The organism is Okeania sp. SIO1H4, from assembly GCF_010672695.1.
In the GTDB taxonomy this organism is placed as follows: Bacteria; Cyanobacteriota; Cyanobacteriia; order Cyanobacteriales; family Microcoleaceae; genus Okeania; species Okeania hirsuta.
In genome coordinates this window covers 1-25,762 of sequence record NZ_JAAHGB010000065.1, presented here as the reverse complement: position 1 = coordinate 25,762, position 25,762 = coordinate 1, and the positions used below count along the sequence as shown (strand labels likewise).

The window sequence follows — 25,762 nt, the reverse complement described above, 5'->3', positions numbered from 1 at the left end:
AAAATATCTGCTTTGGTTGGGAAGTAAAGTATTTGATTAAACATCTGAATCAAAAAACTGTTGCTGACAAATAAAAAAATGAATTTCCAGAGAATCATCACCATAATTATTATTAGTATTTTACCTCTAAAGACTATTAATATCAGAAACTTAATTATTAGTATCACTACCCTAATGCCACTAATAGCATCAGAAGTTGCTCTTAGCTTAACAGAATCAGAAATCAACAAAATAGCAGGAGAAATTACAGTTAGAATTGATGGACCAAACAGAGGAGGTTCAGGAGTAGTTGTCGAAAAACAAGGAGATACATATTATGTACTCACCAACTGGCACGTTGTCAATAAAGTAGGAGATTACCAAGTACGCACACCCGATGGAGAAATGCATCCAGTTTACTATAGTCTCATTAAACAAGTACCAAACGTAGATTTAGCCGTTGTGCCATTTACCAGTTCTCAAAATTACCCCGTTGCCGAAACAGGCGACCCAACTCAGTTAGTTCAGGGAAAAGCAGTTTTTGTGGGGGGATGGCCACGTTCTGGGAGTAACCTCCAACAACGAATTTTTCTGAGTACACCAGGGGTAGTCAAAGGGCGTCAGCAACCTATCGGTGGTTATAGTTTACTTTATGATAATTTAGTCAGAGCGGGGATGAGTGGCGGACCAGTGCTAGATACAGAAGGTCATCTAGTCGCTATTAACGGTATTGTCAAGTTGCAAGAAAACTCTGACGCGATCGTTTCTGGAGGAATAGAGATTAATACTTTTTGGAGGTGGCGACAACAGGTTTCGTTGCCTACCATTTCTCAACAACCTCAGACTGCTAAAATTACAACTACTCCAACAGAAGCAACAAAACCTGTTTCTACAACTATCTCTAAACAGGAAAATGGAAGCGAAACTGCTGTAAATTTTACTTTGGCAAAGGCAATTTCTAATGAAGTAGGTGGAATAGTTAATTCTGTAGTTGCTTTAAATTCCCATATTATCAGTGGTAGTAGTAACGGGATGATTTCAGTCAGGGATATTCAGAATGGCGAAGTCATAGCTATTTGGAAAGCTCACGCAGAATCAATAAATTCAGTGGCAGTAACTCCCAATGAAGAGTTAGTTATCAGTGGTAGTGATGACAAAACTATCAAAATTTGGAAACTACCCAAAAATAAAAATGTCACTGATATTACTCTGGTGCAGACTCTCACTGGACATAACGATGTGGTAGATGGAGTAGCGATCGCTCCTGATGGTGAAATGTTGGTAAGCGGGAGTTGGGATAGAACTATTAAAATTTGGAATTTAAGTACTGGAGAGTTGCTCCGAACCTTAGAAGGACATTCTGAGATTATCAATGCGATCGCTATTAGTCCTGACGGTCAATTTCTAGCTAGTGGTAGTAAAGATAATATGATTAAATTATGGAACCTACAAACAGGTCAACTAATTCGTAATATAAATACTAATTCTCTATCAATTTTGTCTGTAGTTTTTAGTCCTGATAGTCAGATATTAGCTAGTAGTAATAGTAATGGCACGATAAACATTTGGAACTTGCAGACAGATGAATTAATCCATAGTTTAAAAGAACATATAGATGGAGTATGGTCAATAGTCATTACTCCTAATGGTAAAACTTTAATTAGTAGCAGTTGGGATAAAACCATCAAGTTTTGGGAATTGAGTACGGGTAACTTAAAAGGTAGTTTAAACGGACACACCAGTTACATTAGTACAGTAGCAATTAGTCCTGATGGTCAAACAATAATTAGCGGTGGTTGGGACCGGAAGATTAATATTTGGAAAGTTCCTTAATTTCAGTCAAAATCAAGGGGTACATCTCAAATGAAAAAAGTCTCTAGTTACTGGATTGTATCTCTGCTATTTAGCTTAATTATCTGGTTAGGATTACCAAATCCTAGCTATGCTGATAGTCAATCTATTAATGCCCAAACTATCCATGTTTTGCATCGTCTAAGTTTTGGTCCTAGACCAGGAGATATAGAACGAGTTAAATCAATGGGAATTAATAATTATATTCAGTCTCAACTGAGACCAGAAACTATTAGAGAATCTTCAAAAATCATGCAAAAAATGGCTAAGTTTCCTAACTTTAACTTAGCTCCAACAGAATTATATAAAAAAACTGTCCCTCCACTAAAAAAAGGAGCTAAAGACTTTACTCAAAAACAACGAAGAGAAATGAACAAAAGTATCAGAAAAGTTTTACAAGAATCAGAAGATGCACGTTTACTTCAAGCAATATTTAGTAACAAACAACTACAAGAAGTAATGGTAGATTTTTGGTTTAACCACTTCAATATTTCTGTAGATAAAGGTAATTTAACTCGCCTCTTAGTTGGCACTTACGAAAGAGACGCTATTCGACCTTACGCACTTGGTAATTTTCGTAATTTATTAGGAGCAACAGCTCATCATCCAGCCATGTTATTCTATTTAGATAATTGGCTAAATACTGCTCCTGGTAGTAAAGGTGCCCGTGGCAGATTTAAAGGCTTAAATGAAAACTATGCCCGTGAACTTATGGAGCTTCACACTATCGGAGTCAATGGAGGCTATACACAACAAGATATAATAACTTTAGCGAGAATTTTTACAGGTTGGGGAATACAACGTCGTGGTGGGGATGGGAGTGGATTTAAGTTCAATCCAAATCGCCATGATAATAGCGATAAAATATTCTTAGGAATACCCATTAAAGGTGGTGGAATAGATGAAGGAGAAAAAGCCTTAGATATTCTCGCAAGTCATCCATCTACTGCCCGTTTTATTAGTTATAAATTAGCTCAATATTTTGTTGCCGATCGGCCTCCCGGTAGCCTAGTTAATAAATTAGCTAAAAGATTTCAAGAAACCAACGGCAACATTCGTGATGTGTTACAAACTTTATTTAATAGTCCTGAATTCTGGAATGAAAAATATTATAAGAGCAAATTTAAAACCCCTTATCAATATATTGTTTCTGCTGCTAGAGCAACCAATACTGACAAACCAAGATGGGGGAGAATTAAACGAATTTTAGAACAATTAGGAATGAAGCTTTATGCTTGTAAAACTCCTGACGGTTATAAAAACACTAAAGAAGCATGGTTAAATCCCGATGCCATGATGCGTCGAATTAGCTTTGCGACAATTATATCTCGTGGTCAGTTAAACCAAGGGCAACCAAGACGGATAAATCATCGGCAACTTAGGGCAACTTTAGGAAATAATTTTTCTACCCAAACTCAAGCCGTAATTAGCAATAGTCCAGATAGTTTACAATCAGCTTTAATTTTAGGTAGTCCAGAAATGATGGAAAAATAGGCGTTGGTAAATTAGGGTATGATATTAATCTTAATTCTTGAGGAGTCAGGAGTCAGGAGTCAGGAGTCAGGAGGAAAGAAAGAATAAGAAACCCTGAGTAGAAGGATAAAGTTTTTTGGTAGCGTAAACGGAACGGAGTTCTATCGCGCTCTTATCCAGACATGATATTAGACATCTCTTCTAAAAGTAGGGAGTAGGAAATCTATCCCTTCCCATAAGTTTTAGAAGTATTGCAGGGTGAGGACCCACCTCTACTCCCAGCTATATAATACCATTTCTCACGCAAGAATGCTATGTATGATTGGGTGGGGAAGTGTGGGAAGTGTGGGAAGTGTGGGAGGTGGGGGGAGGGTTGAAAGTAGGAAAAATCTATACTAACCGACTAATAATTGTCAAAAAAAGACTTTGAATCTTGGTAAATATTTGACTGTTGAAGTAGAACTGAAGTATAGCATTACTTTCGGGAATTGGTATAATAAGTATTCAACTGGATTTAATATTAGAGGTAATATCAAATCAGTTTAATTGGACATAAAAAAATCTTCCAATCGTCATAACTACGCTCATCAAAGTTATTCTCTCTAATCCTGACTCCTGAGGACTGACTCCTAAAGACTTAACCATTCTAAAACTGTTTAACCGGATTTGATATAATATGAAAAGACGTAATTTTTTACAATTTGCTAGCTTACTATCAGCTTCAGGAATAATATCTGTTGGTAGTCATGGTTGGGTAGCAAAAGGATTAGCTCAAACTAACAACCGTAAACGATTAATAGTTATTTTTCTCCGAGGAGGAGTCGATGGATTAAATGTAGTTATTCCTCATCAGGAATACAATTATTATGATGCACGACCAAAAATAGCAATTCCTGCTCCAGGAGAACCAGAAGGAGCGATCGACTTAGACGGTCAATTTGGTTTACATCCTGCTTTAGCAAGTATCATACCCCTCTGGCAAAATCGCAGTTTAGCATTTGTTCACGCCTGCGGTTCAAACAACGATACTCGCTCCCATTTTGATGCTCAATATTATATGGAAACAGGTATTCCAGGTAATAAAAAAATCCCCGATGGATGGATGAATCGTTTGTTAGCAAATCTCCCAAAAGATAAACCTACTCAAGCAGTAAACTTAGGAGATACACCACCACGTATTCTCATGGGTGCAATGCCAGTTGCCAGTCTACCCACCGGGAGAAAATCAACCCGTAGTTTACCCATAGACCGCCCCAAAATTTATGAAGCATTCGATCGCCTTTATAGCAGCAATGACGAACTTAGTAGAGTTTACCAAGAAGGTCGCCAGGCAAGAGATTTACTACTAGCTGACTTAGAGCAAGAAATGGAAGCAGCATCAGCAGGAGCACCACCCCCCCAAGGTTTTGCTGCCGATGCCCAAAATTTAGCTCAAATCATGGTTGGTGATTCCAAAACACAATTAGGGTTTCTCGCTCTCGGTAATTGGGATACTCATATTAGTCAAGGAAGCAGTCAAGGTGCTTTAGCAAGACGATTGAAACCTCTAGGGGAAGGTTTAGTTACTCTAGTTCAGGAGTTGGGTCCGCTTTACTCAGATACTGTGATTTTAGTAATGTCAGAATTTGGTCGCACGGTGAAAGAAAATGGTAATAGTGGCACCGATCATGGTCATGGTAACGTAATGTGGCTCTTAGGTGGTGGGGTGCGTGGTGGTCAGGTTTACGGACAATGGCCTGGTTTGGATGAATCAGAATTGTTTGAGAGACGGGATCTAGCGGTGACAACAGACTTCCGTAGTGTGATTTCTAGTGTTTTAGAGCAGCATCTTGAAATTGAGCGATCGCAAATAGCACGGGTTTTTTCTGGTTATTCGTCTAATCAGCGTTTGGCTTTATTGTGAAATAAGTAATAGAAGTATTCACCTGGACTTTTGAAAAAAAGTAAAATATATTTACCTCTATTCTATAATTAGAGGCAGTTATATCTGAGCTTTTCCCCTTTAACACATTTTTTTTCAAAAGTTCAGTTATTAGCGATCGCTTTTTGCACTGATAGTTGGACTAATTTAATGTAATATACAAAATTAATTACCTAAATTTGTAGAATGAGCGATCCTATTAAATTAACTCCAGAAGATATTGCTCTATACCGAGAGCAATTTTCTCAAAATAACCAAAAAGAAGCCCTCTATGCTCTTGATGTGATTGAAGAAGAGAATGGAAATTTAATGACGGCTGCTAGTGAGTTAGCAACAGATTATAATATTGTAGTCTCTAAGTCAGTTCCTAATATTCTTGAGGAATTAGCCAAAAAATCACGCAACATTGTCTGTGATGAAGAATTTATAGATGAGGTAATGGCGGGGCTGTTAAGTGCTGCTGTAGCCTCTTTGTGCGCCACAGGCCAAATTCCTGAAGCTGTTGCAGCCCCATTAGTAATCTATCTGGCTAAAAAAGGTATACAAAAATGGTGTAATTCTCACACTGAAGGATAGTTAAAATCCTACTGCGGTGAAAGCTGCCCAATAAAAGGGTGAGTTAAAGGGATGGGGCTGAGAGTTGATGCGATTTTTTGCCCCATCTATAAATTTATTCTTGCGTCTTTCTGATTTTCCTTGGTAGATAATGTCAATGTAAGGTTGAATTTTCTCTAGAAATTCTTCCCCTTCCTTGCTAGTTAGATTCCTTAACCACATTTGAGCATCTTTTAAAGCTATTGCTATAGTACCTTCTCCTAATTCTGGGTAGCTTTTGAGGTTTTGATAAAATTTGATCAGTAAAAAAGCTGTGGAAACTTGATCTACTGTCCACAAAGTACAGACTACTTGGAATGCAGCAATGGCAGATTCTATATTTTGTGCTTTGTCTCCGGTTATTCTCTCCCAGTAGGCATTGCCGAGATTATTTTGAATAGTTGCCCAGTTGATGGGGAAGTCTGTTTGAGTGTAAACTTGCAAAGCATTTTGGAATGCAGCAATAGCAGATTCAATATTTTGTGCTTTGTCTCCGGTTATTCTTTCTCTGTAGGCATTGCCGAGATTATTTTGAGTCATTGCCCAGTCTATGGGGAAGTCTGTTTGAGTGTAAACTTGCAAAGCATTTTGGAATGCAGCAATAGCAGATTCAATATTTTGTGCTTTGTCTCCGGTTATTCTGTCACTATAGGCATTGCCGAGATTATTTTGAGTCATTGCCCAGTCTATGGGGAAGTCTGTTTGAGTGTAAACTTGCAAAGCATTTTGGAATGCAGCAATGGCAGATTCAATATTTTGTGATTTGTCTCCGGTTATTCTGTTTCTGTAGGCAATGCCGAGATTATTTTGAGTCATTGCCCAGTCTATGGGGAAGTCTGTTTGAGTACGAACTTGCAAAGCATTTTGGAATGCAGCAATGGCAGATTCAATATTTTGTGCTTTGTCTCCGGTTATTCTTTCTCTGTAGGCATTGCCGAGATTATTTTGAATAGTTGCCCAACTTTCCGGATGACTGTTGCGGGTAAAGACTGTGGATATTACTTCATAACCTACAATGCTCATTTCCATATTAGCTGCTTTATTGCCCAGAGGAAACTGCTGAATGAGATTACTGAAATCACCAATATCTACAGCAATGCTTTCCGCTACATCCGACTCCACTTCCGAAAATTTAGCAGTTGCCCAGTTTCGCAATATATCGGCAAAGTAACCATCGAGTTTATCTAAGTTTTGTTGTAGGAGTGGGTGGACAACTTGAGAGTCGCCTTTGCTTTTTGCCGTTGCCTGCAATACCTCCATCAAGAAATCTAAATAATCTTCGGATGCCAAATAATTTGCGATTTTGAGTAAAAATTCTGCGCCTTCTCGATCGCCCGTTTCTGTCAACTGCTCTGCCACTTGGAACATTGTTTGCCATAATCCAGAATCTATTAATTCCGGATGATAATTCAGAATTTTGTTTAATTCTTCGTTACTCTCACGATTAAGTAGTAAGGTGTTAATCAGATTCAGATAAGCTTCAATTCGTTGTTGATCCATATTTTTAAGTCAAAAGTCAAAAGTAAGATTTTGAAGTGAAAAGTTAAAAGTCCAACGGGTAAAATACCTTTAAAAAATAAATAATTGTAAAACTTGATATAATTTATCTATCAAGTTTCCGAGGTTGACGAGCAAAAAAGGTAAGAATTAAAATCAAAATCACCAATATCAAACAACCATAAAGACCAGGTTGATAAGAACCCAATTTATCTTTAAATATAGCTAAAAAAGAAGGTCCTATAGCACTAGCTATCACCAAAATCATCATCTGAAAACCAGAAATAGCACCCAAATAAGCTCTACCAAAAAAACGCGGTAAAGCTACTGCCGATAAAGTACCAAAACATCCCGTACTAATGCCAAACCCCACAATAGTTAATACCCGAAATAAAGGCACGCCAAGATTAGCAATAGAAGCAACACCTATTGCCTCACCAACCATCATAACCATGAATAAATATTTGATATTAACTCGGTCTGCAGCCATCCCCATCAAATAACCAACAATAGTAGATACAACTGCCTGCGGTAAAAATATACTTACTGTCTGTACTTGGGATAATCCAAATTCGGTACCAATATCAACGATATGGAAAGTGATACCTGTAAATATCAAAGACTGGGAGGATAATACTAATGTCACTACCCAAAACATAATTGTACCTATAGCTTCAGCGCGGGTAAAATCTTGCAAGTTGTTTTCAGATGAATTTTCTACTTCAACCTTAGGTGTTTGTACTTCTCCATCCATTAATAAACCGCATTCTTCAGGCAGATCGCGATAAAAAGCCCACCCTATTAACCCCATACCAATACCAATAACTGCTGCCATAGTTAGCCAAGCATTTCGCCAACCTAAAGTATTAATCAATGAACTGAAAATTAAGGGCGCAATAGAAAACCCCAAAGCCATGAATACACCATTAAGACCAGAAGCAAAACCCCGACGACGGTTAAACCATTTACCGAGAGTGGTACGACTGGTCATAGTTAACATACCTTGGCCGGAAAAACGCAGACAGACAAAACCTAATATCAGCATTAGTAGCGCTATAGTTGAATCGGGAATTCTCGGAAATGCGTTACTGATGAGGGTTGCTAGGCGATCGCTAAAACTGAGATAACATAAAGTTAAAGCTAAACCTACTGATGCACAAACAACAGTGACTCGCGCTCCAAAACGGTCTAACAATACTCCGCCATAAGGCAATAGTAAACCACTCGTCAAAGTACCAAAAAAATAAGCATTACTCAGTTGTAACCGTGACAGACCAGTAGCAGCTAGTAAATAGTCAGTAAAAGCACTCATCCCAATAGTTTGACCTGGTATGCTCATTATTACTCCAATGGTGCAAACAATTAAAATTATCCAGCCATAAAAAAACGGGAAATTTTTAGGAGCGAAAGGATAGTCGGGATGTAACAGATTTTTGGGAGTAATTTTAAGCATGAGATTAAATCAAGTTGAACCAGAATTATATTAGCTGTTCCCTGCTATATAAATATAAGTTGTCTGCCAAATTTTTTAATATATCGTTGAGCGTGTTAAACTACCAAGAAATTATCTCCAAATTATTAACTATCAAAAGTACCATTCTTCCCATAACCTTAGCTATTTTAGTAGGTTTTATATTCTATTGGCTAAACTTTCCCGTCGGTTGGCTGCTAGGGCCAATGATTGCCGGAATTATCTATGCGATCGCTAAAGGTACTCCCCAACCATTACCGAGAGTAATAATTATGCTGGGCAAAGCAATAATTGGTATTGCTACAGCATTTCGTTTTTCCCCAGAAACAATTAGTTTAGTTAGCACTTATGCTATTCCTGTAGTGGGATGTATTTTCATCACTGCTGCCTTGAGTATGTTGAAAGGCTATTTGTTGTCGTTGTGGAGTGGAGTTAGTCGCTCTACAGGTTTTCTAGCATCTATTCCTGGAACTGCTTCCGCTATTGTTGCTATGAGTGAAGAACTAGGTGCAGACCCTATTGCTGTTGCTATCCTTCAGTATTTGCGATTGTTATTAGTGGTATTTATTATGCCAACTGCTACCATATTCATGTTTCCAGCTATCGACCAGACTCAAATTACAACTTTATTAGCATCGGGTAAAACAAGCATACCCATGTTTGGGAATTTATTAATTATAGCAGGATGTTGTGGTTTAGGAATTTGGGGGGGAAATTTATTACGTTTGCCTTCCTCTGCTTTTTTAGGTAGTTTTGCAGTTGGGTTAACTACTTTGTGGGGAGCGCCATATCAATTACAAGTTCCTCAATGGTTATTTGCAGTTGGACTGCTGCTAGTAGGAATTTCTATAGGGGTTCAGTTTGACTGGGAAAATGCTCGCAAATTGTGGAAAGCTATTTTAATTGATATCGCACTGGTAATAGGGTTAATTATCGGTTTCTTTGGAGTAGGTTACGGGTTTTATAATTTGACAGAGGTGGACTTAATTACTTCTGTTTTAAGTTTCACCCCAGGGGGGTTAGAAGCCATGATCGCAACTGTTAATGAGTTGGGTGGTGATGCTGGTTTAGTTTTGGCAATTCAACTTTCTCGAATGTTAACTATTATCTTAGTGGGACCGGGGTTGACAACTCTGATACTTAAGAGAATGAAAATCTCTAGTGCTGCTACGCGGAAGTCAAAAGTCAAAAGTTGAAGTAGCAGTCAGCTATCAGCACTTCAGCAGCTAATATTATAGCACTTTTTAGGATAGTGAGGTACAATTTGAAAATTAGGCGTTGGTGAAAAGAGGTATGATATCTTGTCCGGATAAGAGCGCAAACAAAAAACTTTCTCCCTCTACTACTCTTTCTTCTTCTTTCTTCCCTCCTGACTCCTGACTTCCCCTCCTGGGAGGGGGAGGGGCGAGGGGTGGGTTGACTCCTGACTCCTAGATAATTAAGATTAATATCATACATTAATTCACCAATGCCGAAAATTAATCTTTTTTTCCCTACTGCCTACTCCCTAAAGTCCTAAAATTTTGTACCTCATCAACTCCAAAACTGCTGTAATAATTCTAGCAATTGATTAATCCAAAATCCTGTTCATCAAAAATCTCAAATCATTCGTCACTGTGCAACGCCAAAAATTCAACACTAATAATTACAATGCACCGCCACCCAAAATAGCAATATCAAGACTTGCGCAAAAATACTAAGTGTTGGCAATTCAACTGACTCGAATGTTAACTATTATCTTATTTGGGCCTGGGTTGACGACTATGATATTTAATCAAGATCGAAGGTTCTAATATTATATCGGAAGAGAAAAATTAGGCTGTTCTGTTTAGTGGCATAAACAGGAGGATCGTTGCTACAATCTCTAGAAGAAAAACACGATGATATTTTGACTAAAAATATTGTCCTTGCCTCATGCCTCTGTGTACTTATAATGAGTATTATAACTGCAGAAGTTTTTTATGAAAGCTAATAAATTAGAATCTTACAGTATAACAGCTCTGACTGTAATTTTAGGGATATTGGCTACAACTCCCGCCAAATCTCAACCCATAACCCCCTCAAACGACGGCACAGGTACAACCGTCAATCAAAACGGCAATCAATTTAATATTCAAGGTGGCGCTCATAATGGGACTAACCTCTTCCACAGTTTTGACCAATTCAACGTTCACTCCGGTCAAACAGCTAACTTTCTCACCACTCCAGATACTCGCAATATTTTCGGCAGAATCACAGGAGGTAACGCCTCAATTATCAACGGTCTGATCCAAGTCATCGGTAGTAATTCTAACCTCTTCCTGATGAACCCGGCAGGCATAATGTTTGGCCCAAAGGCTAGCCTTAATGTCCCCACCTCATTCAGCGTGACCACAGCCACAGGTATAGGTTTTAACAGCAATAACTTCTGGTTTCAAGCCATGGGAACAAATGATTATGCCAACCTAGTAGGAAACCCCAGTGGCTATCATTTTAATGTCTCAAACCCAGGCGCTATAGTTAACGAAGGGAACCTCAGTTTAAACCCAGGGGAAAATCTTACTTTGTTGGGTGGCACGGTTATCAACACAGGGCAACTCTCCACAGCAGGCGGCAACGTTACTATCACAGCAGTAGAAGGAGGTAGTACTCTGAGAATATCCCAACCAGGAAATTTATTAAGTTTGGAAGTAGGTTCAACAATAGCGAATGGGGAAGATATTTCTGGTATGACTCCCTTATCCTTACCCGAACTTTTAACAGGTGGAGAAATAACTCAGGCCACATCTATGACTGTGAATGGAAATGGTGATGTGGTGTTGATAGATTCAAATATCCTGGTAGCTGATTTACCAGGTACAGCAATTACTTCGGGAAATATCAACGTTTCGATCCCCCCTAACCCCCCTTATCAAGGGGGGGAGATGAATCGTTTCCCCCTTTTTAAGGGGGACGGAAGGGGGATCGAAGAAGGGGGGTATATGAATAGTCTTCCTCTTTCCCAGGGAGACTGGAGGGGGATTTCTCAAAGAATGGAAAGGAATACCAACTCCAGTTCCCTTAAAAAGGGGGGTCAGAGGGGATCTAATGTCGGAGGACAGATAAATGTGTTAGGCGATCGCGTAGCAATTATCGATGCCAATATTAACGCCGATGGTCTAAATGGAGGGGGAAGAGTATTAATCGGAGGCGACTTTCAAGGTAATGGAATAGTACCCAACTCTCAGCAAACATTTGTTAACAATAACTCATTTATTTCCGCTGAGTCTACCACAAATGGTGACGGCGGTCAAGTAATAATTTGGTCCGATGGAATAACTAATTTTGCCGGGAATATTAGTGCCAGAGGAGGAGAATTTTCTGGTGATGGAGGGTTTGTTGAAGTATCAGGAAAACAACAATTAATATTTGATGGAAATGTCAATGTTAGTGCAGCATTTGGCACCCCAGGAACAATATTATTAGACCCAGAAAATCTAACAGTGGGAGAGTTAGAAAATACTGAAAGTTCAGAAGATAATAATTCGGAAGTGGCATTTGGTGAAAATTCCGAAACCACAGAAAATGCAGAAACAGAAACAGTAGATAATAATTCGGAAGTGGCGTCTGGTGAAAATTCGGAAGTGGCGTCTGGTGAAAATTCCGAAACCACAGAAAATTCAGAAAATGTTGAGAATTCAGAAATAGCAGAAAATTCCGAAAATGCAGAAACAGAAACAGTAGATAATAATTGGGAAGTAGCATCTGGTGAAAAATCCGAAAATTCAGAAACCACAGAAAATCTTGAGAATTCAGAAATAGCAGAAAATACAAATTCAGAGATAGAAATAACTTCTACAGAAAATACTGAGAACTCAGAAACAATAGAAACAGAAACACCAATAGACCCCTTTGCTCAAGATCAAAATTCTGATGTCACAATTTCAGCAGAAAATATTGGAGAATTATCAGGAGATATAATTTTATTTGCCGACAACGACATAACAATTAATGAAAAGATAGAAACTACAGAATCTGTAGAATTAAAAGCAGGTCGCAATATTAACATCAATGCCGATATTGACACATCAATTGGCAATGGAAATATTGACCTACTCGGTAATAATGATGAAATGGATATTGCTAACCGGAGTGCCGGAGCAGCATCAATAAATCAATTAGATGGAACAACATTAAATGCCGGAAGTGGCACCATTAATATTCAGTTGGGGAACTTAGGAGAAGTAGGGGATATAAATCTGGGAAACTTAACAACAACAGGGCAAATTTTAGTTAATGCCAATGGTGGAAATATTGCCAGAGTTTCTGATAGTTCAATTATTAATGCGGGTAGTGTTTTATTTGAAACAAATGGCAGTGGAGGAATAGGTTTAACTGATGCACCTTTGCAGTTGAATGTAGAAAATTTAGAAGCTGTTTCTGGCAGTGGTGGAGCATTTTTTGATGTGTTGGGAGATGTGAATATTGGTGATGTGAGAGAGGATGTTAATGGTATTGTTACTGCTGGGGGAGATATAGAAATTCAGAGTGCAGGAAATGTGACTTTAACAGAAAGTATTTTTATTTCGGAGCAAGATGCTACAGAGAATAATTCTGAGGTAGCATCTAGAGAAAATACAGAAGTTGATAGTGGGACAGGTGGTGCAATTAATATTGAAGCTACGGGAGATATTGTTGCTACGGGTAGCGGAATTACAGCTAGTGGGGAAAGTGTTTCTTTGTCTGGAACAAATATTACGATCAATGATGAATTTGATGAAACTTCTGGGGATGCGGATGTTAAGTTGGCAGCTACAAATGATATTACAGTTGAGGATATAGAGGATGATGCGTTGGAATTTCTGCCTGGGGAAGGAGAGATAGAATTTCGGGCAGATGTGGATGGAGATGGAATTGGTGCTGTGACCATGTTGCATAACGAAGCGGATGTTGGCAGTGATGCGGATACTATTAAGACCAATGGGCGAAATTTAACTATTGCAGGTGCCGGTCTTATTTTGGGGAATATTGATACTTCGGCGTTGCCAGTCTATTTTGGTGGGGAGTTGCCAGCAACTGTAGATGTAGATGAGGATGGAGCTATCAACTCTGCTTCTGGTCAAGGAAATGGAGGTGCTATTAACCTTAATGCTATTTCTGGAGATATTCTTACAGGTTCGTTAGATGCTTCATCTGTTGATAGTGATGGAGGCGATATAGAAATAAATGCGGTAGGGGATATTACTACGGCAGAGATTATTACTAATTCTGGTGAATTTATTGTTGATGAATTTGGAAGAGAAGAAACCAACGGTGGTAGTGGCAATGCTGGTAATATTAGTATAGAAAGCACAACCGGCTCAATTGATACTACAATAGGCTCAGTTTTTGCTCGTTCAGTTTCAGGAAATGGAGGAAATATTACCCTAGATGCAGGAGCTAACATTGAGATGGCATCACTTGATTCCTCTTCTCAGGCATCAGAAGGTAACTCAGGAAATGGAGGAAATATTATCCTAGATGCAGAAGGTAACATTGAGATGGCATCGGTTGATTCCTCTTCTCAGGCATCAGAAGGAAACTCAGGAAATGGAGGAAATATTACCCTAGATGCAGGAGCTAACATTGAGATGGGATCACTTGATTCTTCTTCTCAGGCATCAGAAGGCAATTCAGGGGATGGGGGTAATATCACCCTTAATGCTAGTAGTGATATCTTCTCAGAAAATATCCATTCTAGTTCATCTGCTATTATAGGTGCTTCATTTATTATAGGTACTTCTCTTCCTGCTAGTGAAGGCAATTCAGGAAATGGAGGGAATATTACCCTTAATGCTGGTAGTAATATTAAATCAGAAGAGATTGTTTCCCATTCTCATGCCAATTACGGGAATTCAGGGGATGGGGGTAATATTACTCTTAATGCTGGTAGTGATATCTTCAATAACAAAGGTGTTGTTTCTTTTTCCTATGCCTCTACTAAAAATTCAGGGAATGGGGGCAATATTACCTTGAGCGCTGGAGATAATATCACAACAACATTAACATTTTCTTTCTTTTCATTTATAGGTCCTGGGTTCAACTTTTCTGCAACCAATGTAGATGCAGATGGCAACTTGACTCTTACAGGGACAGGAGGAGGTGTTTCTGCTTCACTAGAAGGAATTAGTTCTTATTCTTCTGGCAGTAACTCAGGGAATGGAGGCAATATTACCTTGAGCGCTGGAGGTAATATTAATACTGCATCACTTGCTTCCCATGGAGGAAATGGGGGAGCCATTGACCTTGAGGCTGGAGGCGATATCACTACAGAATCGCTCAATTCTTATTCTTTTTTCTCTAGTGCTAACTCAGGAAATGGGGGAGCCATTGATCTTGAGGCTGGAAGCGATATCACTACAGAATCGCTCAATTCTTTTTCCTATTCCGATGAAGGTAACTCAGGAAATGGGGGAACCATTTCTCTAACTGCAGAAACAATCAAATTTAACCCTCCAGAAAACGGAGACGGAGAACCATTAGCAATCAAAACATTCTCAGTCGGAGAAAACGACTCCGGGAAAGGTGGAGACGTTAACATTACCACCAACAACCTCAGCAATGCAGAAATATTGACCCTATCTACCCACTCCGAAGCAGGGCAGGTAATAATTGAAAGTCAACCACAAGGAAACCTTCAACTGACAGACTTATCCATCATCACCAGTAAACAAGTAACGATAGAAAACCCTTTCGTCCCAGACATAACAATAGACGTAGGTGACACCCAAGGCAGATCGGGAAACGTTAACATCTTCAGTTCAGGCAACCTCAGCCTCAACAACGTCACCATCGAAAGTGACACCAAAGGAGACCAACCCGCAGGAGATGTCTACATATATAGCCAAAAAAACACCACCCTCGACAACACCGACATCCTCAGCATCACCAACGCAGAAGGAAACGCAGGCAACATCACTCTCGAAACTCCCCAAGACATCCAACTGACAAACAACAGCCAACTCCGAGCAAATACAGAAGGTATAGGGAACGCAGGTAGTATCGACATCCAAGCAAACAAGCTCAACCTAGACCAAAGCACAAGCCTAATTACAGAAACTTATGGAGCAGGGGCACCAGGAGATATCACCATCGAAGCCAACACTGTAGATATCGGTCAAGATGCCCAAATCAGTGCCACAGTAGTTTTGGGCGCAACCAGCACCGGAGACGGAGGCAATATTACTATCAACACCAACGAACTCAATATTACAGGAAAACTCGGAATATTCGCCGAAACTGAAGCATCAGCAAACGCTGGCACCCTTACCATCAGTCCCTACAAAGACCACCCAGACCTCAACATCAATTTCAGCAACGACGGTTTCATATCCGCCTCCACCAGCTCCACAGGCAACGGAGGCAACATTAATATCAGTGCCCCAGAAACCATAGATATTGCTGGAAAAGGATTCATTGCTGTAGAAACTTCAGACAAAGGAAACGCTGGCAGCATCAACATTGAGACCCAAAACCTCACCCTTTCAGATGGAGTAGCCATATCAGCTTCTACCACTGACAAAGGAAATGCAGGAACGATCGAGATCGACACCGAAGAATTAACCCTGGAAACAGGAACAAGTTTAACTACAGAAACCAATGATAAGGGAAAAGCTGGGGATATAGAAATCAACACCATAAAACTAACCATAGGAGAAGATGCTCAAATTAGTGCCACAGCAAGAGAAGGAGCAACCAACACTGAAGCAGGAGGCAACATTACCATCAATGCTACGGACTTACTAATCTCAGGCCGACTCGGAATATTTGCCGAAACAGCAGGAGAAACCCCCGCAGGTACTCTTACCCTTAACCCCTATAAGAAAGTAGGGGAGCAGGGGAATAGAGAAAATCGTTCCGATCGCTTTGACCCGGACTTTAATATTACCTTCAGCGAAAATGGCTTGATCTCTGCCCGCACTACTTCCAGTGGAGATGGAGGCAATATCAATATATTTGCTCCAGAAAACATCAATATTACAGGGGAAGGAAAAATCACGGTGGAAACTACGGCAGGGGGAAACGCAGGTATGATCAATATAGAAACCAAAAACCTGACAATAGCCGAAAATACTACTATATCTGCAGCTACTTCCGATAGTGGAGACGGAGGCAGCATCAACATCAACCCCAGTGAAAACTTTCAACTCGACGGTCAAATCATTACAGAGACCACAGGAGCTGGAGACGGAGGAAAAATTACTATTAATACAGGGGAACTATCAGCGGAAAATAGTACCATCTCAGCTAGAAGCACTGATGCAGGAAACGCAGGCACAATAGAAATCACAGCTCAAGAAAATATCGTCACAGGTATTATCCAATCTTCTGCCTCAGAATCAAAAGAAGCTGCTAACGGAGGTGACATTACCATTACCAGTGAACAGAGAGAAATCAATGCTACTCAACCCATCCAATCATTTTCAGAAAAAGGTAACGCTGGAGATGTAACTCTGAGTGCGAAAACAGATGTGACTACTAATACTATCAGTTCCCACGGAGAACAACAGGGCGGTCAAATTACCATCATCACAGAAACAGGAAACATAGACACCAGTAATGGATTTCTGGCCAACTATTCTGGCGAAGGAACTGGAGGCAACGTTACCTTAGAAGCATCCGCAGGAAACATTACTACCAGTGACATTTACTCTTTTGCTGATGCAGACGGCGGTCAAATTCTTTTAAAAGCAGGAGGTGACATCAATATCGCCGAAAATAGTAATGTTATCTCTGCCTCCGAACCTGCAACTACATCCGATACTGAAAACTCAGGCAAAGGAGGAGACATTATTTTAGAAGCGGGTGGTAACATTAAGACTACAGCAGCTAGAATATATTCCGGTGCAGATGAAGGCGATACAGGTACAATACATATTGTTGCGGATGACGCAATAGAAGTGGGTCAAATAGATCTAGCATCAGGTTTTGTCAGAGAAGAAATCTCAGTATTTAACAATTTTACCCTCATACCTGTACCTCAAGGAGAAGCAACTCAAGGAGAAGCAGGAAATATCAATATTACTAGCAACAATGGCACAATAGACACCACTGCTGGAGTAATAAACTCTCGTTCCCCTGACGGCACTGGAGACATTGCGCTCAATGCCAGAGAAAATATTACTGTAGGTAAACTAGAAGCTAGCACCCTCAACCAAGCAAAACCAACCACAGGAGGAAATGTTGAAATTATTAGTGAAAACGGTGAAGTCAATTCTACCCAAGCAATAGAAACATTTTCAGCACAAGGTACAGCTGGGAATGTGAATATTCAAGCTGAAAGTTCAGTTAATCTAAAAAATATTCTATCCCAGGGAAGGATGCGTGGGGGTGATATTACTATTGACAGTCGGAGTGCAAATAGCATAGATGTTCAAGGGGAGTTAAACACTTTTTCTACGGAGGGTATCGGTGGGGATGTTACTCTCACATCTCTGGGTAATGTAAGTATTAGTGGAATTCGTTCGGAAGGGATACAACAGGGAGGTGACATTACATTGGAGAGTGAAATAGGGGAGATTAGTGCAACGGGAGACATTACTTCTTTCTCAGAGGAAGGCAGAGGAGGAAATATTGAGATTGATGCCCCAGAAAGTGTGAATCTGGAAAATGTATCATCCTTTGGTGCGACTGAAAGTGGGGATTTGAGAATTCAAAGTCAGATAGCAACAGTGAATACAGGGAATGTGACAACTCAAGCACCGGACGGCCCCAGTGGTGAAGTTATTATTAATGGCAGTCAAATAACTACAGGAAACTTAAGTTCTTTGGGTACAGTCAGTTCAGGTATTATTCGACTAGAAGCAACTGATGGCTCTATTACTACTTTGGACTTAGAATCAATTGCTTCAGAGGGCGAAGCAGGTGGTATCGATCTAGATGCAACAGGAGATATCAGCACTGAAGACCAAACTGTAATTTCTGGAGATGGAGATGCCAATATTGATCTTGATGCTGGAGGGGATATTTCTGTAGGTAATCAAGAGGCGATCGCCAATCAAGGAGATGCTAATATTGATCTTGATGCTGGAGGGGATATTTCTGTAGGTAATCAAGAGGCGATCGCCAATCAAGGAGATGCTAATATCGATATTCAACCAGGTGGTAATATTTCCGTAGAAGAGCAAACAGCTATTTCTGAAGGCGGGAATGCAACTATTAATAATACTCCAGATAATACCAATACCCCAGAACAAATAGCGATCGCCCCACAGGAAATAGAAACAATTACTAATATTGATAGTGGCGACATTATTATACCAGAAAATAACACTGATAACCAGATTCTCCCAGTAGAAACTAACCCTACCCAATCAGAAAATCTTAACAATTCAACAGAGATACCAGTAATCACCTCAACTGACACCACTTCCACCCAGTCAATATTACAGCAAATATCAAGCAATATCAATTTTTTCACCCTGACCACTCCCACTAACAATAACCAAACAACCAATGCTGGTACTGCTCAAGAACAAACAGAAGCATCTATCAACCATACAACTGACACCCAAAAAATCTTAAAAACAATTAATCCTGTTAATACCAAATCTCTAATAACAGCTACAGCTTCAGACCAAGTAGTAACAACGTTAGAACGAAACAGTCTCCAGGAATACTCAGATTACCTGGGAGCAGATTTGGAGGAAAAATTAATTTCTACACAAAGCGTCCGAGATATTTTAAGCGACATGGCAAATCAAACCGGAAAAGAATCTGCCATTGTTTATATTAATGTCTATCCAGAACAATTACAAATAATCTTATATACCAAAGAAGGTCAACCAATAATCAAAACCATTCCCTCTGTTAACCGCGAACAAATCATGGAAGTTGCACTAGAATTACGAATAAGAGTTACAACTCCAGCTAACCAAGATAATGATAGTTATCTATCACCAGCACAAAAATTATACAATTGGCTCATCGCACCCATAGCATCGGAACTAGAAGCAGCTAATATCGATACCTTACTATTCAGTATGGATGAAGGTTTGCGCACTTTAGCCGTAGCAGCATTACACGATGGCGAACAATTCCTGATCGAAAAATATAGCCTGAGTTTAATTCCCAGTGTCAGTTTAATGGATACCAACTACCGAACGCTTCAAGATACTCGGGTATTAGCAATGGGAGCAAGTGAGTTTATTGCTCACAATTCCTTACCAGGAGTACCTGTCGAACTAGAAGTTGTTTCCCAAAAACTATGGCAGGGTAGTATGTTCCTAAATGAAGATTTTACTCTGAATAATTTAATTACTCAAAGAGAAAGTTATCCTTATCCTATTATTCATTTAGCCACTCATGCTGATTTTAGACCGGGAAAAATTAGTAATTCTTACATTCAGTTATGGGGTGAAGAACAAATAAAATTAGACCAAATTAGGGAGTTGGGTTGGAATGAGAGTTCTGTAGAATTGTTAGTATTATCAGCTTGTCGCACCGCCTTTGGGGACAAAGATGCCGAATTAGGATTTGCGGGATTAGCAATAGCAGCAGGAGTAAAGTCAGCTTTAGCTAGTATTTGGTATGTGAATGATCGAGCCACCTTAGCATTAATGACTGAGTTTTATAGTCATTTGAATCAGACTAGGATTAAGGCGGAAGCTGTAAGACAGGCGCAGTTATCAATGTTGCGTGGGGATGTAGTGATTAAAAAAAATCAGATCGCGAGGGTTGGAGGTCGTGAGTCAGTAGAGTTACCATCGGTGCTAGGAGAAATGAGGAATCGAAAATTATCTCACCCTTATTATTGGGCAGGGTTTACCATGGTGGGTAGTCCTTGGTAGTAGGGTAGTGTGGGGTGATGGGGTGATGGGGAGGCAAATTTCCACCTGCTTGGTGCGCTACCAGATGCAACTAACGTCGTCGCGGGGTTGCATCCGCTTTTTCCCCTATTCTATTTCTCTAGCTCCTGATATCAAATCCGTTTTATTGAACATAAAAAAATTCTCGAATCGTCATAAATACGCTCATCTTTGTGATTCTTTCTCCTCCTGAATCCTGTACGTCCCCAATCCGACGGCTCCCCTACCTGACTCGGTCCTCCTACCTTCAAAAGATTTTATCAAAATAATATGGGTCGCGCCACCCCACCTTGACTGGCGAAATATTTTTGGAGTGAAGCTCAAATCCCCTACTTTCCCTCCTGGGAGGGGCGAGGGGTGGGTTAACTTCTGACTTCTGACTTCTGACTTCGTTAAACCGATGCTACCAGATTTGATCTGATGGGTAGGGTGGGCAAACATCAAGTCTATTAACTGCTAACATCAATCACTACATTTGCCCACCCCTACAAAAAATTATCTTAATTAACGACTATTCCCAAATACTCTGATTCTTACTAGTGTATCTGGAACAGGACTCTCATTTGAGAATGTAACTGAGCTTCGTGGTACGACTGGATAATTTCTTTGGACTGGACGGTCATCTGGGCCTATTACTATTGGATAGTCAATATCACTGTTAACTACAGCTTCTTTGCCATTTGAGAAATTGGTCAAAATAACATCTATGGAGCTAACTCCAAATTCAGGTATATCTACATATAACAAGTCTCCAGAGAATGGCAATTCTCGAAAACATTGTGGCTCTTGTCCTAAAAAACAATATTCAGCTGCCATTGCAGGGCTGGGGGAAACTACTGCGAAAGATAGTAAACAGAAAAAAAATGCAACGATGACTTTGCCTAATGCTTTCTTCATTTTTATTACTCCGTAAGTCACTTTGTGTGTGAACGTTTTCTCCAAATATCCAGAGGAGTTTCTTCCTCTATTATTACAATTGTTTCGTGATGGGTAGGGTGAGCAAACATCAAGTCTATTAACTGCTAATATCAATCACTACATTAGCTCACCCCTACAAAAAATTATCTTAATTAACCACTATTTCGCAACTACTGTGATCCGTATAGGTGTATTTGTAACACGACTCGCATTTGAGAATGTAGCTGAACTCGATGGTTGGACTGGATAAGTTATTACTTCACTAGTTTTATATGGGGGTAGTTCTATTGGGTTGCCAAGATCGGTGTTAAATATAGCATAATATTCTTGTGAGTAATTGCTGACAGTAACATCTATAGCGTTAACTCCATATGGAGGTATATCTACAAATAACAAGTCTCCAGATTCCGGCAAGTCTTCTACACATTGTGGCTGTTGTCCTAAATAACAATAATATTGAGCTGCCATTGCATGGCTGGGGGAAACTACTGCAAAAGATAGTAAACAGACAAAAAATGCAACGATGACTTTGCCTAATGCTTTTTTCATTTTTATTACTCCGTAAGTCACTTTGTGTGTGAACGTTTTCTCCAATCACAGACTATAACAAACTTTATGAGATTGACTATTATTTAGCTTTTCTTTATATTCCACAAGTTTAGGGCATCCATTATTGATTACTATAGCGCTACGCATTAAGGTGTTTGACATGAATAGAAGCTGAAACCCTTTTGTCTTCTCCTATTGCCTGTTGCCTGTTGCCTGTTGCCTGTTGCCTTGCGCGTAGCGCTATAATATCAACAACTACATTTACCCACCATACTATTTTTGACTTTTGACTTTTGATTTTTAACTTGAGGCGATCGCAACTACTAAACCCTAAAAGTAATAAATTATAGATACTAAGTGGGTTCTATAATTCTTATTCCTCCTGACTCTGTAGGGACTAAGCACACTTAGTCCCTACCTACTTCCTACTCCTTATTTAAAGGAACAGTAGACTTTACTGATTCACGTTGATGTAATCTATTGAACCAGTTTTTTAAATTATCATATTCCAAAAGCCAATCTTCATTCAACCTAAGGCTATAGTAACCAAAAGAACATAATGCTGATACATCTGCTATCGTCCATTCTTCATTACCTAATAAATACTTAGATTTAGCTAATTGTCGATCAAAAACTGGTAAGAGATCGTTAATTGACGTTTCTAATTTGGTTCGATAAAAAGTCGGCTCTAAATTATTGGTCAAATTTAGTATCCATAAATTGATAATATTATCCCCTAAATAATCTGCTAATTCTTCCCATTTACGACATTCAAGTTTTGCCTGGGGATAAGTAGGATAAAATTTTGGTTCTGGATAATTTTCGTCTAAATACTCAGCAATTAATGTAGAATCCCAAATTACTGTGCCATCTTCTTCTACAAATACAGGTACTTTACCAATGGGAGAAATTTCCATAAATTCAGCAGGTTTGTTTCGTAGGTTAACTTCCTTGAGTTTGTAATCTAATTTTTTTTCTGCTAACAATATCCGTATTTTTCGAGAAAAGTTGGATAGTGGATGATAATATAAAATTCTTGTCATTGAGATATCTCCAAAAAAGCCATAAATAAAGTGTAAACTATCAGCATTCAGCCATCAGCTATTGCTTTTAGTGGGATAAAAGCTTTATGTAAGCATCAGCCTTCAGCTTTCAGCTATTAGCTTTTATTGTATGGGTTGACAACTAAAAATCGTCGTTTTTGTGCTTCAATTCTCTGGTTAAAAATGTAGTATAAGTTCAACGAATCCTTACTTCCTTCATTAAAAAGCTGAGAGCTGAATGCTTAGAGCTTGATTAATTGAGTTAGAATTAAATCTTACTACGAAAGTCGGCTCCCTTGATCTTAAAGTCTATATTCATTAAACACTTTCCTTCAGGACAGAGTCTTATTGGTGAGAGTTGAATACCCACAATAAAGTTTACCAGAAAATTTGGTTTTTTCAACTATTTGGTTTTTCAACTATATTAGGACTTATATCATGTCCGCTAGTATCGTTTGTGTAAAAGTTAGCGTGAATATTTACAGCAAATTTAAGTTTTTTGAAGTTTTTTCCAGCTTTTTAACCTTTTTACTTCTTCCTTCTTCCTTACCTTACAATACCGATGCTACCGGACATGATATTACGCAAAGAAACCGGGTTTATAGGAGAAATCGTTATTTTTATAATAAACATTGAAAAACCCGGTTTCTGGGTTTGTCTGCGGTATCGGTATAAAAAAGCGTAGAAACCGGGTTTGTTTGAAATACCCCACTGACTAACATCTACCTCTCAAAAACCAGGTTTCTGATAACACCTCCATTGCCATTGCTATATGATTTCCAATTATGTCAAAATAAAAATCTTGCTCAATTATTGGGGATAAATTAATGTCAGAAGTATTAGATTTCGATTTAGTTATTAAAAATGTCCGGGTAGTGCGCCCAAATCAGAATTCGATCGCTCGCCTCGACTTAGGAATTAAAAATGGCAAGTTTGCTCATATTGCTCCAGAAATCAACCCAGAATTAGGTAAGTTAGATCCAGCATCTCTGTATCAGAAACAGCAGAGCAGTCTAGCTCTAAATTCTGGTTGAAGTATTGCCGAGTTGCTTCTGCTGCATAAGCACGGGGCTTCATTTCCTTAGATATCTGTAATTTTTCTGGATCAATTCCGATAAATTCTATTAGACCTATAGCAGCTTGTGGGTCTTGTAGCTTACCTAGATGGGGACTTGGCACCCCAAACAGTATAATTGCCCGATTATGACTACCATAAATGTCAGTTTGGGCGTTAATATCTCCAGTAAATTTGATAATTTGTGGATGTGTTGCATTTAGATGATAAACTTCTAAAAAAGCCTCTAGTGCCACTTTCCAGTTAGCAGGCATCACTTTGGCAACGTGAGCTGCTGTAAACCTTTCTTGTAAAGCAAACTGTTGAAAATGTTCCGGTAGATTTTCTAAGTAACTCTCAAGAGACTCACAGTCTTGGTCAAAATTAATAAAGACAAAACCGTTCTACTAAACTTACCCAAACTTACCCATGACTGATTGCATGAGCTTTGGAGCTAGCTTCCTGTTTCCCAGAAGACCACTGACCGCAGTCTGTTACTTATCTTCTCCACAGGCTTAAAATCGGCGGGAACTCCACCTACTGATGCACATAGTTTTCTAAATTAATAGCAGCATTAAAATCTCTGTCTGCTTCAAAACCACAGTTGCTACATTTGTAAGTTCTCACACTCAATAGCATTTTCTGTTTCTGCCCACAGTGAGAACATATTTGAGAACTTGGATAAAATCTATCTGCTATCACTAGCTGGCTTCCATACCACTCGCACTTGTATATAAGCTGACGTTTAAACTCATAAAAACCACAATCTGCTATAGCACTTGCTAGTTTATGGTTTTTGAGCATTCCACTTACATTCAAGTCTTCTATCACTATGGTGCTGTGGTTTTTAGCTAACCATGTTGTCAGTTTATGGAGTGTGTCAGCTCTAATATCAGCTACTTTTTTGTGTAGTTTTGCTAGTTTTTTGATGGTTTTAGCTCTGTTTTTGGAACCAGGCTCTTTTTTGTTGACACGGCGTTGATAACGACTTAATCGTTTTTTAGCTTGTTTATATGCTTTGACGTTAGGGCTATCAACAGTATTAAAATAATTGGACAAAATTAAACACAATTAGACATTTACTGTGGTATACTAGATTTATGTTTAACTTATTAACCATATATGAAACAGCAATTTTACGCGCTTAGTGCCAACAAAAACAATAATCATGAAATCCTTTAAAACTAAGCTAAAACTTAACAACCAACAAAAAACCATACTTGCCAAACACGCAGGAGTAGCTCGTCATGCCTATAACTGGGGATTAGCAACTTGCATTACTGAGTACGAAGAAACAAAAAAACGCCCAAGCGCCATCACCCTGCATAAACGCTTAGTAGCTGAAGTCAAATCAATTAATCCCTGGTATTATGAGGTATCGATCGGGTGCCCCACAACAAGCATTAAGAGACTTAGAGAGGGCATTTAAAAACTTTCTAACTATTCCTGAACATGGATTCCCGGTCTTTAAGAAAAAAGGTAGAAAAGACAGCTTTTACTTAGAAGGAAGTATTAAGATTATTCAAGGAAACTACATACAATTACCCAGAATAGGAATAGTAAAAACTTATGAAATTTTACCCTCTGTACCAGTAAAAAACGTCACCA

15 protein-coding genes and 2 pseudogenes are annotated in these 25,762 nt (G+C 39.1%); 8 read left to right on the top strand and 9 right to left on the bottom strand.

The genetic code is table 11. The annotated features are described in order from the left end of the window. Positions 1-78: 78 nt before the first annotated feature. The 4 genes from F6K06_RS27295 (at position 79) to F6K06_RS27280 (ending at position 5,800) form a co-directional block, all read left to right on the top strand. Positions 79-1,812, top strand: coding sequence for a trypsin-like peptidase domain-containing protein (locus F6K06_RS27295; protein WP_287243937.1), 1,734 nt, complete (start codon positions 79-81; stop codon positions 1,810-1,812). Positions 1,813-1,842: 30 nt separating this feature from the next. Continuing rightward, positions 1,843-3,324, top strand: coding sequence for a DUF1800 domain-containing protein (locus F6K06_RS27290; protein ID WP_287243936.1), 1,482 nt, complete (start codon positions 1,843-1,845; stop codon positions 3,322-3,324). Positions 3,325-3,979: 655 nt separating this feature from the next. Then, positions 3,980-5,206: a DUF1501 domain-containing protein gene (locus F6K06_RS27285; RefSeq protein ID WP_287243934.1), complete on the top strand. Its 1,227-nt coding sequence runs from the start codon at positions 3,980-3,982 to the stop codon at positions 5,204-5,206. Between the two features lie 204 nt (positions 5,207-5,410). Further along, positions 5,411-5,800, top strand: a complete 390-nt coding sequence (locus F6K06_RS27280) for a hypothetical protein (RefSeq protein ID WP_287243933.1) — start codon at positions 5,411-5,413, stop codon at positions 5,798-5,800. On the opposite strand, the gene F6K06_RS27275 is transcribed toward F6K06_RS27280, so the two are convergent. Next, on the bottom strand, positions 5,801-7,318 hold the full coding sequence (locus F6K06_RS27275) for a tetratricopeptide repeat protein (RefSeq protein ID WP_287243931.1): 1,518 nt from the start codon (positions 7,316-7,318) through the stop codon (positions 5,801-5,803). A gap of 103 nt (positions 7,319-7,421) precedes the next feature. Beyond that, complete coding sequence (locus F6K06_RS27270) at positions 7,422-8,768, bottom strand: nitrate/nitrite transporter (RefSeq protein ID WP_287308914.1); 1,347 nt, start codon at positions 8,766-8,768, stop codon at positions 7,422-7,424. A gap of 92 nt (positions 8,769-8,860) precedes the next feature. Between F6K06_RS27270 and F6K06_RS27265 the strand changes: the two genes are divergently transcribed. Continuing rightward, the gene (locus F6K06_RS27265; protein WP_240039164.1) at positions 8,861-9,982 is read left to right on the top strand and encodes an AbrB family transcriptional regulator; all 1,122 of its coding nucleotides are present in this window, start codon (positions 8,861-8,863) and stop codon (positions 9,980-9,982) included. On the opposite strand, the gene F6K06_RS27260 is transcribed toward F6K06_RS27265, so the two are convergent. Beyond that, positions 9,972-10,244: a hypothetical protein gene (locus F6K06_RS27260; protein WP_124147225.1), complete on the bottom strand. Its 273-nt coding sequence runs from the start codon at positions 10,242-10,244 to the stop codon at positions 9,972-9,974. The genes F6K06_RS27265 and F6K06_RS27260 overlap by 11 nt on opposite strands. 503 nt (positions 10,245-10,747) lie before the next feature. Here F6K06_RS27260 and F6K06_RS27255 point away from each other — a divergent pair. After that, positions 10,748-20,572, top strand: coding sequence for a CHAT domain-containing protein (locus F6K06_RS27255; protein ID WP_287243928.1), 9,825 nt, complete (start codon positions 10,748-10,750; stop codon positions 20,570-20,572). Positions 20,573-20,755: 183 nt separating this feature from the next. Here the strand turns inward: F6K06_RS27255 and F6K06_RS27250 are convergent, their stop codons facing one another. The 6 genes and pseudogenes from F6K06_RS27250 to F6K06_RS27225 form a co-directional block, all read right to left on the bottom strand. Then, positions 20,756-21,031 (bottom strand): hypothetical protein, encoded by a 276-nt coding sequence (locus F6K06_RS27250; RefSeq protein ID WP_287287439.1) that lies wholly within the window; start codon positions 21,029-21,031, stop codon positions 20,756-20,758. Between the two features lie 63 nt (positions 21,032-21,094). Further along, positions 21,095-21,487: a hypothetical protein gene (locus F6K06_RS27245; RefSeq protein WP_124147227.1), complete on the bottom strand. Its 393-nt coding sequence runs from the start codon at positions 21,485-21,487 to the stop codon at positions 21,095-21,097. 180 nt (positions 21,488-21,667) lie between these two features. Further along, complete coding sequence (locus F6K06_RS27240) at positions 21,668-22,078, bottom strand: hypothetical protein (RefSeq protein WP_124147228.1); 411 nt, start codon at positions 22,076-22,078, stop codon at positions 21,668-21,670. A gap of 404 nt (positions 22,079-22,482) precedes the next feature. Beyond that, positions 22,483-23,100 carry a glutathione S-transferase family protein gene (locus tag F6K06_RS27235; RefSeq protein ID WP_287243926.1) on the bottom strand — a complete coding sequence of 206 codons (618 nt, stop codon included), beginning with the start codon at positions 23,098-23,100 and terminating at the stop codon, positions 22,483-22,485. Positions 23,101-24,054: 954 nt separating this feature from the next. Continuing rightward, positions 24,055-24,429, bottom strand: a complete 375-nt coding sequence (locus F6K06_RS27230; RefSeq protein WP_287243924.1) for an SRPBCC family protein — start codon at positions 24,427-24,429, stop codon at positions 24,055-24,057. A gap of 262 nt (positions 24,430-24,691) precedes the next feature. Then, positions 24,692-25,180 (bottom strand): annotated as a pseudogene (locus F6K06_RS27225) (RNA-guided endonuclease InsQ/TnpB family protein); the annotation flags it as partial. Positions 25,181-25,322: 142 nt separating this feature from the next. Here F6K06_RS27225 and F6K06_RS27220 point away from each other — a divergent pair. Then, positions 25,323-25,583: a helix-turn-helix domain-containing protein gene (locus F6K06_RS27220; protein WP_287243942.1), complete on the top strand. Its 261-nt coding sequence runs from the start codon at positions 25,323-25,325 to the stop codon at positions 25,581-25,583. After that, a pseudogene (locus F6K06_RS27215) lies at positions 25,525-25,762 on the top strand (RNA-guided endonuclease TnpB family protein); the annotation flags it as partial. The gene F6K06_RS27220 and the pseudogene F6K06_RS27215, both read left to right, overlap by 59 nt.